At 70.9% G+C, this 16,723-nt stretch carries 12 protein-coding genes; 11 read left to right on the forward strand and 1 reads right to left on the reverse strand.

The features are described 5' to 3' along the window. Nucleotides 1-26 precede the first annotated feature (26 nt). Complete coding sequence (locus AB0I98_RS09340) at nucleotides 27-1,778, reverse strand: phospholipid carrier-dependent glycosyltransferase (RefSeq protein WP_362937657.1); 1,752 nt, start codon at nucleotides 1,776-1,778, stop codon at nucleotides 27-29. A gap of 62 nt (nucleotides 1,779-1,840) precedes the next feature. Between AB0I98_RS09340 and rsmI the strand changes: the two genes are divergently transcribed. From rsmI to AB0I98_RS09395, 11 genes are all read left to right on the forward strand, one after another. Beyond that, entirely contained in the window at nucleotides 1,841-2,698 is an 858-nt protein-coding gene (gene rsmI, locus AB0I98_RS09345; RefSeq protein WP_362937660.1) for a 16S rRNA (cytidine(1402)-2'-O)-methyltransferase, read from the forward strand. Between the two features lie 190 nt (nucleotides 2,699-2,888). Continuing rightward, the gene (locus AB0I98_RS09350) at nucleotides 2,889-3,287 is read left to right on the forward strand and encodes a hypothetical protein (RefSeq protein ID WP_362937663.1); all 399 of its coding nucleotides are present in this window, start codon (nucleotides 2,889-2,891) and stop codon (nucleotides 3,285-3,287) included. 85 nt (nucleotides 3,288-3,372) lie between these two features. Continuing rightward, nucleotides 3,373-4,254 (forward strand): TatD family hydrolase, encoded by an 882-nt coding sequence (locus tag AB0I98_RS09355; RefSeq protein WP_362937666.1) that lies wholly within the window; start codon nucleotides 3,373-3,375, stop codon nucleotides 4,252-4,254. A gap of 339 nt (nucleotides 4,255-4,593) precedes the next feature. Further along, on the forward strand, nucleotides 4,594-5,937 hold the full coding sequence (locus AB0I98_RS09360) for a ubiquitin-like domain-containing protein (protein WP_362937766.1): 1,344 nt from the start codon (nucleotides 4,594-4,596) through the stop codon (nucleotides 5,935-5,937). 147 nt (nucleotides 5,938-6,084) lie between these two features. Further along, on the forward strand, nucleotides 6,085-7,002 hold the full coding sequence (gene rsmA / locus AB0I98_RS09365; protein ID WP_362937669.1) for a 16S rRNA (adenine(1518)-N(6)/adenine(1519)-N(6))-dimethyltransferase RsmA: 918 nt from the start codon (nucleotides 6,085-6,087) through the stop codon (nucleotides 7,000-7,002). Next, complete coding sequence (locus AB0I98_RS09370) at nucleotides 6,999-7,892, forward strand: 4-(cytidine 5'-diphospho)-2-C-methyl-D-erythritol kinase (RefSeq protein ID WP_362937672.1); 894 nt, start codon at nucleotides 6,999-7,001, stop codon at nucleotides 7,890-7,892. Before rsmA ends, AB0I98_RS09370 begins: the two co-directional genes overlap by 4 nt. Nucleotides 7,893-8,103: 211 nt before the next feature. Next, nucleotides 8,104-9,216, forward strand: a complete 1,113-nt coding sequence (locus tag AB0I98_RS09375) for a peptidoglycan recognition family protein (protein WP_362937675.1) — start codon at nucleotides 8,104-8,106, stop codon at nucleotides 9,214-9,216. 659 nt (nucleotides 9,217-9,875) lie between these two features. Next, nucleotides 9,876-11,678, forward strand: a complete 1,803-nt coding sequence (locus AB0I98_RS09380) for an ABC-F family ATP-binding cassette domain-containing protein (RefSeq protein ID WP_362937678.1) — start codon at nucleotides 9,876-9,878, stop codon at nucleotides 11,676-11,678. A gap of 258 nt (nucleotides 11,679-11,936) precedes the next feature. Next, nucleotides 11,937-13,805, forward strand: a complete 1,869-nt coding sequence (locus AB0I98_RS09385) for a PQQ-binding-like beta-propeller repeat protein (RefSeq protein ID WP_362937681.1) — start codon at nucleotides 11,937-11,939, stop codon at nucleotides 13,803-13,805. 82 nt (nucleotides 13,806-13,887) lie between these two features. After that, nucleotides 13,888-15,720 carry a PQQ-binding-like beta-propeller repeat protein gene (locus AB0I98_RS09390; protein WP_362937684.1) on the forward strand — a complete coding sequence of 611 codons (1,833 nt, stop codon included), beginning with the start codon at nucleotides 13,888-13,890 and terminating at the stop codon, nucleotides 15,718-15,720. 259 nt (nucleotides 15,721-15,979) lie between these two features. Further along, entirely contained in the window at nucleotides 15,980-16,690 is a 711-nt protein-coding gene (locus AB0I98_RS09395) for a response regulator transcription factor (protein ID WP_328440223.1), read from the forward strand. Nucleotides 16,691-16,723: the final 33 nt, after the last annotated feature.

Raw genomic sequence — 16,723 nt, forward strand, 5'->3', positions numbered from 1 at the left:
GAGAGGAACCTGTGAGGGGAGTTCCCCTAAACCCAGGTATCCAGCCACATACGTGAACGCCAGTCGTCGATCGGGATCGCCGTGCCGGTGAGCAGAGGCCAGAAGTAGATGAAGTTCCAGGCGATCAGCAGCACCAGCACGCCCACGCCCGTCGCGCCCGCCACGCGGCGGGTGTCGCTGGAGCCCGGGGGGCCGACGAGCGCGCCGAGCATCATCGCGACGGCGAGGCAGAGGAACGGCAGGAAGACGACGGCGTAGAAGAAGAAGATCGTGCGCTCCTGGTACATGAACCAGGGCAGGTACCCGGCCGCGATCCCGCAGGCGATCGCGCCCGCGCGCCAGTCGCGGCGGAAGAACCAGCGCCACAGCACATACAGGAGCGCGAAGGCGGCCACCCACCACAGCAGCGGCGTGCCGATCGCCAGCACCTCACGCGCGCACTTCTCGCCCGCGTCGACGGGGCAGCCGTCCTTGCCGGGGGCGGGGGACTCGTAGAAGTACGACACCGGGCGGCCGTCGACGAGCCAGCTCCACGGGTTGGACTCGTACGTGTGCGGAGAGCTCAGGCCGACATGGAACTCGTACACCTGGTGCTCGTAGTGCCACAGGCTGCGCCACCAGTCCGGGAACAGCCAGGACCAGTCGCTGTTCTTGCCGTCGGTCGCGGCCCAGTTGCGGTAGTAGCCGCCGCTGCCGTCCGCCGGCGAAAGGATCCAGCCGAGCCAGGAGCCGAGGTACGTGACCACGGCGACCGGCACCGTCGACAGGAACGTCCAGCCCAGGTCCCGCCGGAGCACCGCCTGGTACGGGTGGCGGGCACCGGCGACCTTGCGGGAGCCGACGTCCCACAGCACGGCCAGCACGCAGAACGCGGCGAGGATGTAGAGGCCGTTCCACTTGGTGCCGATGGCCAGGCCCAGCATCAGGCCGGCCAGCAGCCGCCAGGGACGCAGGCCGAACCTGGTGTTCTCCGCCGTGTGCACATCGGGGCCGACCCGGCCGTCGGAGTCGCCGGGCAGCGCGGCGGCGAGTTTCTCGCGTGTCTTGTCGCGGTCGATCACCAGGCAGCCGAAGGCCGCGAGCACGAAGAACATCAGCACGCCGTCGAGCAGCGCGGTGCGGCTCATCACGAAGTGCAGCCCGTCCACCGCCATCAGCGCGCCCGCCAGGCAGCCGAGGAAGGTCGAACGGAACAGCCTGCGGCCGATCCGGCACAGCATCAGCACCGACAGCGTGCCGAGCAGCGCCGCCATGAACCGCCAGCCGAACGGGTTGAAGCCGAACATCAGCTCGCCGAGCCCGATGACGTACTTGCCGACCGGCGGGTGTACGACGTACGACGCGTCCGTGGGGATCGGGACGTCGCCGTTCGAGGACAGGATCAGGTTGTTGACGTTCTTGTCCCAGTTGACCTCGAAACCGCGGTGGACCAGCGCCCACGCGTCCTTGGCGTAGTACGTCTCGTCGAATATCACCGCCTTCGGGCTGCCCAGGTTCCAGAACCGGATCACGCCCGCGAACAGCGTCACCAGCAGCGGACCGCCCCAGCCCGACCAGCGCATCAGCCGCTCGACCAGCGCCTGCGGCAGTCCGAGCGCGGCCCACAGACGCGGGCTGGGCCGGGTGTACGGCGGCACCAGCCGGTCCCGGATGTCGGTTCTGGGCCCCGCGGTGTAGCCGAAACGGCGCAGCCGCTGCTGCCACGACGGCCGCTGGTCGTGAAGGGCCTCGCCCTGTCGGATGTCCGTGGAGTCCATCGACGACGCTGTACTGGTCACCGCGCCATCGTAGGGAACCGTTCTGTGGGAGTCCCGTGGATGAGGGCTGCGAGGATGGAAACGTGACAGTAACGCCCGGAACCCTGGTCCTTGCCGGTACCCCCATCGGCGACATCGCCGACGCCCCGCCCCGGCTGGCGCAAGAGCTGACGGGAGCCGATGTCGTCGCCGCCGAGGACACCCGGCGGCTGCGGCGCCTGACCCAGGCGCTCGGAGTGACGCCCAAGGGGCGCGTGGTGTCGTACTTCGAGGGCAACGAGGCCGCCCGTACGCCCGAGCTGGTCCAGGAACTCCTCGGCGGCGCGCGTGTGCTGCTCGTCACGGACGCGGGGATGCCGTCGGTGTCCGACCCCGGGTACCGGCTGGTGGCCGCGGCCGTCGAGCAGGACATCAAGGTGACCGCGGTGCCGGGGCCGTCCGCCGTGCTGACCGCCCTCGCGCTGTCCGGGCTGCCCGTCGACCGGTTCTGCTTCGAGGGCTTCCTGCCGCGGAAGGCGGGGGAGCGGCTGTCGCGGCTGCGGGAGGTCGCGCAGGAGCGGCGGACGCTGGTCTATTTCGAGTCCACCCACCGGATCGACGAGACGCTCGCCGCGATGGCCGAGGTCTTCGGCGCGGACCGGCGGGCCGCCGTCTGCCGCGAACTGACCAAGACGTACGAGGAGGTACGGCGGGGCGGGCTCGGCGAGCTGGCCGCGTGGGCGGCGGACGGCGTCCGCGGGGAGATCACGGTCGTGGTCGAGGGGGCGCCGGAGACGGGGGCGGAGGAACTGGACGCCGAGGAGCTGGTGCGGCGGGTGCGGGTGCGGGAGGAGGCGGGGGAGCGGCGCAAGGAGGCGATCGCCGCGGTGGCCGTGGAGGCGGGGGTGCCGAAGCGGGAGGTCTTCGACGCGGTGGTGGCGGCGAAGAACGCGGGGGCGTGAAACACATTCTGAGCAGGGCGTATCTCGGCTGAGCGAGCGCCCCATCAGCGGGTAAAGCGCGCGGGCCCTTTCGGCAAGGAACGCCCAAATGCGCCCCAACACTGGACAGGTCCCGTGCGTTCGCTCCGGCCGAGCAGTCCACTGGGAACCGGGACGCCACCCGTCCCTCCAGCGGACAACAGGAGCTGGCATGACCGAGATCGCAGGGCAGACCGGCCTTCGCAACGGGGCGACCGCCGTAGTGAACGAGTCCTATTCCTTCGCCTGCATGCGCTGCGGGCACGGCTGGGAGCAGTCGTACGAGATAGAGCACCACACGGACGCCGACGGCCATGAGTTCGTCATGTATGTGGCCGACGGGCAGATCGTGCCGTCCCCGTTGAGCCGGCCCACGTGTCAGAACTGCGACAACCATGTCGTACGGATCATGCGGGCGGGGCAGGTGTCGTCCGTGCGGGACGCCGAGCATCGGCAGCGTCCGGTGCCGGCGCAGGCGGGGCCGGTCGACGTGCCGGAGCCCGCCGCCGGGGAACCCCACCACTGGCACCTCTCCGATCTGCTGCACGTCTTCCAGCGCAAGGCGAGCTGATCCGGGCGCCCGCCGAGAGGGCCCACTGAGAGGCCTCGCTGAGAGGCCCGGCTGAGAAGGCATGCCCCTTTCGTAGGATCGAGGCATGCCTTCGAACGCGTCCGACAAGAACGCCGCACCGCCGCTGCCCGCGCCGCTCCGGGTGCCCGTCGCTGACTCGCACACCCACCTCGACATGCAGTCCGGCACGGTGGAGGAGGGTCTGGCGAAGGCCGCGTCGGTCGGTGTGACGACGGTCGTGCAGGTCGGCTGTGACGTACGCGGCTCGCAGTGGGCGGCGGACACGGCGGCGGCATACGACGCCGTGCACGCGGCCGTCGCCCTGCACCCCAACGAGGCCCCGCGCATCGTCCACGGCGACCCCGACGGCTGGTCCCGGCAGGGCGAACGGGAGCCCGGCGGGGACGCTGGCCTGGACGAGGCGCTCGCCGAGATCGACCGGCTGGCCGCGCTGCCCCACGTGAAGGCCGTCGGCGAGACGGGACTCGACTACTTCCGCACCGGACCCGAGGGCAAGGCGGCGCAGGAGCGGTCCTTCCGTGCCCACATCGAGATCGCCAAGCGGCACGGCAAGGCCCTCGTCATCCACGACCGCGACGCCCACACGGACGTGCTGCGCCTGCTGAAGGAGGAGGGCGCACCCGAGCGGACGGTGTTCCACTGCTACTCGGGCGACGCGGACATGGCGGAGATCTGCGCCCGCGCCGGCTACTACATGTCCTTCGCCGGGAACGTCACCTTCAAGAACGCCCAGAACCTGCGCGACGCCCTCGCCGTGGCCCCGCTGGAGCTGGTCCTCGTGGAGACCGACGCGCCCTTCCTCACGCCGGTGCCGTACCGCGGACGGCCCAACGCGCCGTATCTCATTCCGGTCACGGTGCGCGCCATGGCCGCCATACGGGGCATCGACGAGGACACGCTGGCCGCGGCCCTCGGCTCGAACACGGCTACTGCCTTCGGCTACTGACGCATAACCGCCCGATAACGCTCCCGAGGTGCAACCACAGTCCCATTACTACTCTGCGTAGTTGAGCGACTTTGGAGAGTGATCAGCGCTCCGCTAGGTTCTGGGCCCGATCCGGACCCCTCTGGCCTTCTGGAGCGTGACGGCGTGAGCAACTCGCAGTACTCGCAGTACGCGCGGAATTCGCAGTACGCGCAGAACGTGCAGGACTCGCAGTACGCGGGGGAGTCGCCGTACGGAGTGGACGCGGCGTACGGGCCGTATGTGTCGTACGGGGCGTACGACGCCTCGGGCGGCGCGTTCGATCCGTACAGCGCCGAGACATGGGGGTACGGGGTCGGGATGGCGCCCGGCGAGGCGCAGGGGGAGACCGCCTGGGCGTACGGGGACACCTACGCGCCGGCCTACGAGATGCGTGAGCCGGTGGTGCCGCGGCAGGCCGGCGGTGCTGTGGAGGCGGACGAGGCGGCGGATGAGGAGGCGGCGGAGGAAGGGGACGAGGACGCGTATGACGAGGCGCCCGCGCCCGTTGTGCGCTCCGGCGCGCATCGGCGGTCCGCGCGTCGGCGCAAGGCGCGGTACGCCGAGCGCGCCGACGGCTCCATGCGCCGTCTGCTGCCGCAGGCGCTGGTCGTCGCCTTCCTCGCGGGCGGCACCTCCGCGTTCGTCGCCAAGGACAAGGCGATCGAGCTCACCGTCGACGGGGAGCCCCGCACGCTGCACACCTTCGCCGACGACGTGACCGAGCTGCTCGCGGACCAGGGCCTGGAGACGGGGGCCCACGACGAGGTGGCGCCCGCGCCCGGTGCGGCGCTCGCCAACGGTGACGAGGTCGCCGTGCGCTACGGGCGGCCCGTGCGGCTCACCCTCGACGGTCAGCGGCGCGAGGTGTGGACGACCGCGCGCACGGTGGAAGAGGCGCTCAAACAGCTGGGGGTGCGTGCGGAGGGCGCCTACGTGTCCATCGCGCGCTCCCGGCGCATCGGGCGTGAAGGGCTCGCGCTGGACGTCCGCACCGAGCGCTCGGTGACGGTCATGGCCGACGGACGGGCCCGGACCGTCCGTACGAACGCGGCGACCGTGGGGGAGGTCGTCCAGGAGGCCGGGGTCACCCTGCGCGGGCAGGACACCACCTCCGTGGCGCCGGGGAGCTTCCCGCGGGACGGGCAGACCGTCTCCGTCCTGCGGATCACCCGCACCAAGGAGGTCCGGGAGGAAGCGATCCCGGTCCAGGTGCGCCGGGTGGACGATCCCTCGCTGTTCGAGGGCACGGAAGTCGTCGAACGTGCCGGGCAGGTGGGGCTGCGGCGCATCACGTACGTGCTCCGGACCGTCAACGGGGTCAAGCAGAAGCCGCGGCGCGTGAAGACCGAGGTGGTGCGGGAGCCGCGGGACCGGGTCGTGAAGGTCGGCACGAAGCCGATGCCCACGTCCGTGCAGGGCGCCGACCACCTGGACTGGCAGGGCCTCGCCGCCTGCGAGTCCGGAGGGCGCCCGAACGCGGTCGACCCCTCCGGGACGTACGGCGGGCTGTACCAGGTCGACACGCAGACGTGGCACAGCCTCGGCGGCAGCGGCCGACCCCAGGACGCGTCGGCGGAGGAACAGACGCATCGGGCGAAGAGGCTGTATGTGCGGCGGGGGGCGAGTCCTTGGCCGCATTGTGGGTCGCGGCTGCACAGGTGAGCGGTCGCTGGGTGGTGCTGGGCGGGGTGGATCGCGCCCCGAAGGGGCGCGGGGAACTGCGCGCCCAGCCCCCACCGACCCGCAGAATGCACACCCTCCTCAGAACGCCCCGAATGCCCGCGGCCAGCGCCCCGTACGCTTGTCGCCGTGAGCAGCAGCCCTCCCCCCGACGCCCTCCTGGGCCCCGCCGACATCCGCGAGCTGGCGGCAGCCCTCGGTGTGCGTCCCACCAAGCAGCGCGGCCAGAACTTCGTGATCGACGCGAACACGGTCCGCCGGATCGTCCGTACCGCCGGCGTACGGCCCGATGACGTGGTCGTCGAGGTAGGACCGGGGCTCGGCTCCCTCACCCTCGCGCTCCTGGAGGCAGCCGACCGCGTCATCGCCGTAGAGATCGACGACGTACTGGCCGGCGCGCTGCCCGCCACCGTCGCCGCCCGGATGCCGGAGCGGGCCGAGCGGTTCGCGCTCGTGCACTCCGACGCCATGCACGTGACCGAGCTGCCGGGCCCCGAGCCGACCGCGCTGGTGGCGAATCTGCCGTACAACGTGGCCGTGCCCGTGCTGCTGCACATGCTCGAGACCTTCCCCAGCATCGAGCGCACGCTGGTGATGGTGCAGTCGGAGGTCGCCGACCGGCTGGCCGCCCCGCCCGGCTCGAAGGTGTACGGCGTCCCGTCCGTGAAGGCCAACTGGTACGCCGAGGTCAAGCGGGCCGGCGCCATCGGGCGCAACGTCTTCTGGCCCGCGCCCAACGTCGACAGCGGGCTCGTGTCCCTCACCCGGCGCGTCGAGCCGATCAAGACGACGGCCACCAGGCGCGAGGTGTTCGCCGTCGTCGACGCGGCCTTCGCCCAGCGCCGCAAGACGCTGCGCGCCGCGCTCGCCGGGTGGGCCGGGTCGGCCGCCGCCGCGGAGGCCGCCCTCGTCGCCGCCGGTGTCTCACCGCAGGCCCGCGGCGAGTCGCTGACCGTCGAGGAGTTCGCCCGTATCGCCGAGAACGGCAAGAGCGCCGCTGAGCAAGGCAAGAGCGCCGCCGACAACAAGGAGCCCGGTCAGCAGTGAGCGTCACCGTTCGCGTTCCCGCCAAGGTCAATGTCCAGCTGGCTGTGGGCGCCGCCCGGCCCGACGGGTTCCACGATCTGGCCAATGTGTTCCTCGCGGTCGGCCTCTACGACGAGATCACCGTCACGCCGGCCGACGAACTCCGCGTCACCTGCGAGGGTCCGGACGCCGGTCAAGTCCCCCTGGACCGTACGAACTTGGCGGCGCGCGCGGCGGAAGCACTGGCTGCGCGGTACGGCCGTACCCCGAACGTCCATCTCCACATCGTCAAGGACATCCCCGTGGCCGGCGGTATGGCGGGCGGGAGTGCGGACGGCGCGGGCGCGCTGCTCGCCTGCGACGCGTTGTGGGGCACCAACGCCTCGCGCGACGAACTGCTTGCCATCTGCGCCGAGTTGGGCAGCGACGTGCCGTTCAGTCTGGTCGGCGGGGCAGCGCTCGGCACCGGGCGCGGGGAGAAGCTGACGGCGCTCGAGGTCGGCGGCACCTTCCACTGGGTGTTCGCGATGGCGGAGCGCGGGTTGTCGACGCCGGCCGTGTTCCGTGAGTTCGACCGGCTCGGCGAGGGTCTGGACATCCCCGAGCCCGTCGCCTCCCAGGAACTCCTCGGCGCGCTCGCGAAGGGCGACCCCGACGCGCTCGCCGCCGCCGTCTCCAACGACCTTCAGCCCGCCGCGCTTTCGCTCTTCCCGGAGCTGGCCGACACCCTCGCCGCGGGCCGCGCCGCCGGTGCGCTGACGGCGCTGGTCTCGGGGTCGGGACCGACGACGGCGTTCCTCGCGCGGGACCGGGAGTCGGCGTCGAAGGTAGCGGAGGCGTTGCTGGCGTCCGGCACGTGCCGGACCGTACGGCAGGCGTCGGGCCCGGCGCCGGGCGCCACAGTGATCTGAACCTCCAGGCGGATCTGAAACCCCAGGACCAAACACGCGCGCCCCATTTGTCCGACAGGCACAGTGAATTCACCGTTCCTTGGCCTGGGTTGGTGCGGGTGGGGCGGGTGTGGCGCGTAGGGTCATTTCAACTTCAAGCACTCGCCGTGTCACATCGCAGAGTGCGCGCGGCGCGGTGTCCCCCAAGTGAACTGACCCTGGAGGCACACCTGTGTCCGGATCCCCCACTCCCGACCACCGCAGGAAGCGCTCTCTCTCCCGGCGAGGCATGATCGCCGCCGGCGGCGCGGTGGCCGCGGGAGCCGCTCTGACCCCGGTCGTCTTCGCGGCCGGCGACTCGGACTCCGGTACGTCGGACACCTCGTCCGGCACTCCGGGCACCGAGCCCCAGAAGTTCCCGGCCACCCGAACCGAGGCCGCCGCCGGTACCGCCGCGACCACCGCCCCCTTCGCCATCTCGTACGTCGGTGTCCGCTGGACCGGCGCGGAGGCCGGTGCCGGGATCCGGTTCGCGGACGGCAAGTGGCAGGAGCTGGGCGGTGGTTGCGCGACCGTCGAGAACGGCGGCACGGCGCTGGTGGCGGCGGGGGACGCCACCGCGTACGAGCTGAAGGCGCCGCAGGGGGCGAGCGGGGTGCGCTCGCTGGCGATAGACACGACGGGCGGGGCCGGCAAGACCTTCCGGGTGCCGACCGAGCCGACCCGGGTGCGTGGGGTGCAGTACCTGTCGCGGCCGGCGTGGGGCGCGGACGAGTCGAAGCGGTACAAGGACGGGAAGGTCAACTCGCCCGAGACGTACTACCCGTTGCAGACGATCACCGTCCACCACACGGACACCCCGAACGCCGACCCCGACCCGGCGGCGACCGTGCGCGGCATCTACGAGTTCCACGCGATCACCAACGACTGGGGCGACATCGGCTACCACTTCCTCATCGACGAGGCCGGCACCGTCTACGAGGGCCGCTACTCCGGCGACGACGGCATCCCCGCCTTCGACGCGAAGGGCAACCTCGTCACCGCCTTCCACACCGCCGGCTTCAACTCCGGCAACCTCGGCATCGCCTTCCTCGGCAACCTGACCGGCCAGCCGCCCACCGACGCCGCCAAGGCCTCCCTGATCCGCCTCATCAAGGTGATCACCCGCTTCAAGGGCCTCGACCCCCAGGCCCAGGTCACCTTCGTCAACCCGGTCAACGGCGTCACCAAGGACGTCAACACGATCAGCGGCCACCGCGACTGGCTCCAGACCGACTGCCCCGGCCAGACGATGTACGACCTCCTGGGCGAGGTCCGCACGGCGGTCGCGGGCACGGGTTCCTGACGTTTTCCCTGGTGGTTGGCCCTCATAGATATACGGGCCAACCATCAGCCGCCATGATCTGCCATCCCCGGGCAGCCCACGTCATGGTGTCCCCCCGATCCGCGCGAGGCGGTACGCGCCCCACACTCCCGCCCGGAATCACAGCCGTCCTGGGCCCTGCCGGCGCCCTTACAGCCGTCGCACCTGAGGACGTGCTCGAACCACAGACGGTAGGCCCGCAACATGGGCAGCTCGGCAGCCTGTGCATGTGACTCGACCTTGCCTCCACTCATCGGCCTGCCCCTGCCAACTGCCGTACACACAGGGCGTGCTGGCGTTCTCCTGACGGCAGCATGTGGGCGCGTACGAGGGCCGGTACCTTGCCCTGATCGCGGTGGCTGTCCGGCGGGGCGGGGATGCGTCCGGCGCGGCGCATCCCCGCGAGTTCGAGTACGGCGCCCAGTCTCTGCGTTTCGGCCAGGCCGACCGGTGGTCCAGAGGCCGGAGTCCCCGGGGCCAGGGGCCGGAGTCCCCGGGTCCAGGGGCCGGAGTCCCCGGGCCCAGAGCCCGCAGCCCCCCGGCCCCAGAGCCCGCAGCCCCCCGGAACCCCCGCCGGACCGACCCCGCCCCGCCGCGCGGACTACCCTGGAGGGTCGATCGACCCCCGTGTCAGGAGAGTAATGGCCGTCAATCTGGTCAATGTCGAGAACGTCAGCAAGGTGTACGGCACCCGTGCCCTGCTCGACGGGATCTCCCTCGGCGTCTCCGAGGGGGATCGCATCGGCGTCGTGGGCCGTAATGGCGACGGTAAGACGACCCTCATCCGGATGCTGGCCAAGCTGGAGCAGGCCGACACCGGACGGGTCACGCATTCTGGTGGGCTGCGGCTGGGCGTCCTCACCCAGCACGACTCCCTCGACCCCACCGCCACCGTCCGGCATGAGGTCATCCGGGACATGGCCGACCACGAGTGGGCGGGCAACGCCAAGATCAGGGATGTGCTCACCGGGCTGTTCGGGGGGCTTGACCTGCCCGGGTTCCCGCAGGGGCTGGACACCGTCATCGGGCCCCTCTCCGGCGGGGAGCGCCGCCGTATCGCGCTCGCCAAGCTGCTCATCGAGGAGCAGGACCTGATCGTGCTCGACGAGCCGACCAACCACCTCGACGTCGAGGGCATCTCCTGGCTCGCGAACCACCTCCGCGAGCGGCGCTCGGCGCTCGTCTGCGTCACGCACGACCGCTGGTTCCTGGACCAGGTGTGCACGCGCATGTGGGACGTGCAGAAGGGCTCGGTCTTCGAGTACGAGGGCGGCTACTCGGACTACGTCTTCGCGCGCGCCGAACGCGAGCGGATCGCCGCCACCGAGGAGACCAAGCGGCAGAACCTGGTCCGCAAGGAGCTGGCCTGGCTGCGGCGCGGCGCCCCCGCCCGTACGTCGAAGCCCCGCTTCCGCGTCGAGGCCGCCAACGAGCTGATCGCGGACGTACCGCCGCCCCGGGACAGCAGCGAGCTGATGAAGTTCGCGTCCTCGCGGCTCGGCAAGACGGTCTTCGATCTGAAGGACGTGACGGTCCAGGCCGGGCCGAAGGTGCTGCTCAAGCATCTGACGTGGCAGCTCGGCCCCGGCGACCGCATCGGCCTCGTCGGCGTCAACGGCGCCGGCAAGACCTCCCTGCTGCGTGCCATGGCCGAGGCGGCGCGGACCGAGGGCGAGGAGCAGCCGGCCGGCGGGCGGATCGCCGTGGGGAAGACCGTCAAGCTCGCCTATCTCTCGCAGGAGGTCGGCGAGCTCGATCCCAATCTGCGGGTGCTGGAAGCCGTGCAGCGGGTGCGGGAGCGCGTCGATCTCGGCAAGGGGCGCGAGATGACCGCGGGGCAGCTGTGCGAGACGTTCGGCTTCAACAAGGAGAAGCAGTGGACGCCGGTCGGTGATCTGTCCGGTGGTGAGCGGCGCAGGCTCCAGATCCTCCGGCTCCTCATGGACGAGCCCAACGTCCTCTTCCTCGACGAGCCCACCAACGACCTCGACATCGAGACCCTCACCCAGCTCGAGGACGTCCTCGACAGCTGGCCCGGCTCGATGATCGTCATCTCCCACGACCGGTTCTTCATCGAGCGGACGACGGACCGGGTCTTCGCCCTCCTCGGCGACGCCACCCTGCGGATGCTGCCGCGCGGCATCGACGAGTACCTGGAGCGGCGCCGGCGCATGGAGGAGGCGGTGGCCGCCGCGGCGCCCGTCGCGGTGAAGGCCGCCGCCGGGCCGAGCTCCGCCGACCAGCGCGCCGCCAAGAAGGAACTGCAGAAGATCGAGCGGCAGCTCGACAAGATCTCCGAGAAGGAGACCAAGCTGCACGACCGGATCGCCGACAACGCCACGGACTTCGCAAAGGTGGCCGAACTGGACGCCGAGCTGCGCCAGTTGACCGGCGAGCGCGAGGAACTGGAACTGCGCTGGCTGGAACTCGCCGAGGACGCGTAGCACTTGGGGCCCTTCAAGCGTGCCTCGGGGGCCCTTTCACGCGGGCGGCGCGCTGGTGCGTGAAGGGTGCGTGAAGGGTCATAACGAGGGCATCACAGGCCGGTCCTCCCTTGGGAACAGGGGCCGATGAGCGCCGGTGCGCTGTCGGCGGCGGGTGATAGAAAGGCTCGTCTGAGAAAAGTCTGAGAGACGGCTGGTGTGGCCGAGACGCGACGGCACAGAACGTGGCACCACACCGGTCGAAGGGGGAAACCGCTCATGAGCCAGCCGCCCAACCAGCCGCCGCAGGGCGGTTTCGGAGCACCACAGGACCCACGCCAGGGCGGCTTCGGGGCACCGCCGCCCCCGCAGCAGGGTGACGCTCCGCAGCCCCTGCCCGCGCCGCAAGGTACTCCGCAGCCCCCGCCCCCGCCGCAGGGCGCCCCTCAGACACCCCCTCCGCCCCAGGGCCCGCCCCAGGCACCGCCGCCCCCGCAGGGCCCGCCGCCCGGTACCCCGCAGCAGGGGTACGGCTACCCGCAGCAGCCGGCGCAGCCAGGCCCGTACGACCAGCAGCCGGGGCCCTACGCCTCCGGTCCGTACGGCCAGCCGCCGCAGCAGCCGGGACCGTACGGCCAGCCCGGGCCCTACGGCCAGCAGCCCGCCCAGGGTTACGGCTATCCGCCGCCGCAGTATCCGGGCGCGCCCGGCCCCGGCTCGCGCAACCCCTTCAAGGGAAAGCCCGCTCTCGTCATCGGCGCGGCGGTCGCGGCGCTGGTCGTCATCGGCGGCACCGTGTTCGCGGTGACCAGGGGCGGCGACGACCAGGACAAGAAGCCGGTCGCCCAGCAGAGCGACGACCCGAAGGGCTCCGCGTCCCCGACCGGCTCCGGTGACGGCGGCGGCGGTGACGGCGGCTCCGACCCGGAGGACCTCAACGAGGGCCGCCAGGCGGGCGAGTCGAAGGTGCTCTGGTACAAGGAGGCACCGGACGCGCCCGGCAGCGGCGCCGACGCCCCCGGCCTGTGGATCACCGACAAGGCGGCGGTGAAGGCGGCGTACAAGCAGGTCTTCGCCTACAACGTCGGCGACGGCGGCGAGACCTGGGACCCGATCACCTTCCCGGAGAAGATCTGCGCGGTCACGCCGCAGAAGTCGTCCGGCGACAAGATCGTCGTGGCGTACATGAACGGCTCCAGCGACCGCGCCAAGTGCAACCAGCTCCAGCAGATCGACCTCAACACCGGCGAACAGGGCTGGAAGGGCACGGTCGGCGACGGCGCGCTGTTCGACAGCACGCTCGACGTCGAGCTGTCCATCACCGGCAAGACGCTGATGGTGGGCCGCTCGCAGTCCGGTACGGCGTACGACATCGACAGCGGCGACAAGCTGTGGGACAAGACGAGGTACGGCGACAAGTGCTTCCCGGACGCGTTCGCGGGCGGCGAGAAGCTGATCGCCGTGGCGTCCTGCGATGCCACCGGCACCAATGAGCACGACGAGGTGCAGGAGCTCGACCCGGCGACCGGCAAGGCCAAGTGGACCCGGAAGTTCCAGAAGGGCTGGAAGGTCGCGCGCGTCTACTCCATCGACCCGCTGGTCATCTACAGCACCAACGAGGACAAGAAGGCGTGGAACATCTCCACCTTCGGCGCCGGCGGCAAGTTCCGCTCGCAGGTCAGCGTCGACATCAACATCGGTTCCAAGTGCGGCTGGGCCATCCTCCAGCGTGATCTGCAGGGCTGCACCGGTGCGGCCGCCGACGCCGACACGCTCTATCTGCCCACCGACGCCACCACCAGCGCCAACGAGATCGTCGCGATCAACCTCGCCAACGGCAAGGAGAAGTGGCGCGTCAAGTCCCCGGTGGAAGAGCCGATGCTGCCGATCAAGGTCGAGGACGGCAAGCTCATCGCGTACGTCCAGCCGTCGTACGACGCGGGCGGCCAGGTCGTGTCGATCCCGGTGACCGGCAGCAGCCACACTCCGACAAAGCTGCTGCAGAACCCGGCGGGCACCGCGAACATCGAAAACGGCTTCTTCTCCAGCGCGTTCGACTGGGTCGACGGGCGTTTCTACCTTGCGAGCACCCGGCTGAGCGGCAACGACGAGAGCAAGGAGAAGCTGATGCTCGCCTTCGGCAAGTGAGGCGCGCACCAGGCATGACCTTGACCCCGTCCCCGAAGCACCCGCCGCACCCGCCGTCCCCCTCCCCTGAGGTAGCCACGCCATGACCCAGCCGCCGCCCCCACCGCCGCCCCACCAGCCCCCGCAGGGGGGAGGGTTCGGCCCACCCCAGGACCAGCCGCCCCAGCAGCAGCCGCCTCAGCCGCAAGGCACCGGTGGCTTCGGCGCACCGCAGCCACCGCAGGCACCCCAGGGCATGCCGCCCACGCCGCCCGCCGCCCCACCGCCGCAGCCCGGCTTCGGCCACCCCCAGGCGCCGCATCCCCAGTCGCCCCCGCCCGGATACGGCTACCCGGGCCAGCAGCCCAACCCGTACGCACAGCCCCAGAACCAGCCGCAGAACCCGTACGGCCAGCCCCCCGGCTACGGCTATCCGCAGCCGGGCATGCATCCGCACCCGCACCCCACCGGGCCGAACGGCGGCGGGCGGAAGTCCAACACGACGCTGGCCGTGATCGTCGCGGCCGTCGTGGTGATCGCGCTGGTCGTCGGCGGCGTGTGGTACGCGCAGTCCGGTGACGAGGGCGGCAAGGACGACACCGCCAGCTCCAGCGGCGGCACCGGCGGCGGGGACGACGACGGCACGACAGGCGGCGGCAGCGTCCCCGCCGGTACGGAGAAGGTGCCCGCCGACGCCTCCTCGCAGGTCCTCTTCCAGGTCCCGTCACCCAAGGTCAAGGACGACACCACCGTCGTCGTGTCCGGCTCGTGGCTGACCGACAAGGCGTACGTCAAGAGCGGCGTCGCCGAGATCGTCGGCTACGACCCCGACAAGGGCACCGAGCTGTGGACGATCCCGCTGCCGGGCCCGGTCTGCCAGGCCAGCAAGCACGTCACCGAGGACAATCTGACGGCCGTCGCCTTCGAGCCCGCGATGCCGACCAAGGCGAAGCCCTCTAACGGCTGCACCCAGATCGCGGCGCTCGACCTCGACGCCGGAAAGAAGCTGTGGACGAAGACCGCCGAGGTCGGCGGCCAGCCGATCCGGTTCGACAACATCACCGTCAGCGGCGGCACGGTCGCCGCCGGCGGCTCCAGCGGCGGCACCGCGTTCGACCTCGAGTCCGGCAAGCCGCTGTGGCTCCCCAAGGCCAACGAGGACTGCCACGACGCCGGGTACGCCGGCGGCGAGAAGCTGGTCGCGGTCCGCAAGTGCGGCTCGTACGACAGTCCCCAGCTGCACATCCAGACCATCGACCCGAAGTCCGGGAAGGTGAACTCCGAGTACGAGCTGGCCGAGGGTGTCGACTACGCCAGCGTCCTGTCCACCCAGCCGCTCGTCGTGGCCGCTGAGGTCGGCGAGTCGAAGGACGCCGTCGGCATCACGGACGTCTTCTCGATCGACAACGCCACCGGCAAGCTGCGCATCCGCATCTCCGTGCCGGGCGACCAGTTCGAGGCCCGCTGCTCCGGCGTCACCAGGATCGAGTCCTGCACGGGCGTCGTGGTGGGCAACGACCGGCTCTATGTGGAGACCCAGGAGCACGCCGGCGGCGGCGAGTACGGCCGTACCAACGAGATCGTCGCCTTCGACCTGGCCACCGGCAAGCAGACCGGGCAGCGTGCGGACGCGGGCGACCGGTACACGATCACGCCGCTGCGCATGGACGGCGGCAACATCATCGCGTACAAGCGTCCGCCGTACGACAAGGGCGGGCAGATCGTCAGCATCGACGGTGGCAGCTTCAAGGAGACGAAGCTGCTGGAGAACCCCTCCGTGAAGACGGTGCGGGATGTGGAGACCCGGATGTCTCCGCAGTACGCCGAGCTCCTCTACGCGCAGGGGCATCTGTACATGTCTTCTGTGTACGCGAGTGAACTCGGTAATCCGGACGACAAGAGGTACCTGGTGATCGCGTTCGGCACGAACGGCTGAACCACTCGCTCGCGTTGACGGCCCCGTCCCTGCTCAGAGGCGGGGCCGTGCGCGTACCGCCCATCACCCTCGAATGAGCGGAAAGCGAGAAATTCCGTCGATCCGGGGCACTTCTCATCGGTAGGGGGAGCGCAACGTCGAACAAGCGTGTAGCTTCCGGGGGCATGAAGAGCGGGGGAGCCGGGTGGGGGCTTCTGGCCGCGCGGACCAGTGGGCATGCATAGTGGGGCATCCATTGGGGGGACTGGGGGGTTGCTCGATGGGAGTGCGGCTCATGGTGGTCGACGACCACCGACTGCTGGCCGAGGCACTGGCCTCGGCGCTGAAACTGCGGGGGCACCGGGTGCTGGCCGCCGCGGCGCCCGCCGCGGGGGCGGCGGAGCTGGTGATCACGCGGGCGCCGGAGGTGTGCCTGCTGGGGACGGCGACGCCCGCGGAACCGGGCATATTCGACCCGGTGATGAAGATCAAACGCGAGCGCCCGCAGGTCGCGGTGCTGGTCCTGGGGCCCGTGCCGTCACCGCGCGGCATAGCCGCCGCGTTCGCCGCGGGCGCCTCGGGCTATGTACGGCATGACGAGCGCATCGAGGGTGTGGAGCGAGCGATCATGAAGGCCAGGGCGGGCGAGGCGGCCGTGGCGCCGCAGCTCCTGCAAGGCGCTTTCAGTGAACTCCTCAACCCGGCGGTTCAGCCGGACGACGAGGGCCAGCGCCTGCTGCAGATGCTGACGCCCCGGGAGGTCGAGGTCCTGGTCAGGGTCGCCGACGGCGAGGACACCCGGCTGATCGCGGCCGGCATGGGCATCGCCCCGTCGACCGCCCGCACGCATGTGCAGCGGGTGCTGATGAAGCTGGGGGTGGGGTCGAGGCTGGAGGCGGCGGCCCTGGCGGCCCGGACCGGCCTGCTGGACCGAGCGGGTCCGGTACCGCACTCGGCTCCTGAGACGGGGACGGGGAACGGACTGGAGTAGGTCGGAACGAGGCCCCGAGTCAGAAAACGGGCG

This window comes from Streptomyces sp. NPDC050211 (genome assembly GCF_040656035.1).
Lineage (GTDB): Bacteria > Actinomycetota > Actinomycetes > Streptomycetales > Streptomycetaceae > Streptomyces.

What these genes read in the sequence shown, in the direction of transcription:
- AB0I98_RS09350 (WP_362937663.1), top strand. Translation starts at nt 2,889, where the DNA reads ATGACCGAGATCGCAGGGCAGACCGGCCTTCGCAACGGGGCGACCGCC.
- AB0I98_RS09355 (WP_362937666.1), top strand. Translation starts at nt 3,373, where the DNA reads ATGCCTTCGAACGCGTCCGACAAGAACGCCGCACCGCCGCTGCCCGCG.
- AB0I98_RS09360 (WP_362937766.1), top strand. Translation starts at nt 4,594, where the DNA reads ATGGCGCCCGGCGAGGCGCAGGGGGAGACCGCCTGGGCGTACGGGGAC.
- AB0I98_RS09380 (WP_362937678.1), top strand. Translation starts at nt 9,876, where the DNA reads ATGGCCGTCAATCTGGTCAATGTCGAGAACGTCAGCAAGGTGTACGGC.
- AB0I98_RS09385 (WP_362937681.1), top strand. Translation starts at nt 11,937, where the DNA reads ATGAGCCAGCCGCCCAACCAGCCGCCGCAGGGCGGTTTCGGAGCACCA.
- AB0I98_RS09390 (WP_362937684.1), top strand. Translation starts at nt 13,888, where the DNA reads ATGACCCAGCCGCCGCCCCCACCGCCGCCCCACCAGCCCCCGCAGGGG.
- AB0I98_RS09395 (WP_328440223.1), top strand. Translation starts at nt 15,980, where the DNA reads ATGGGAGTGCGGCTCATGGTGGTCGACGACCACCGACTGCTGGCCGAG.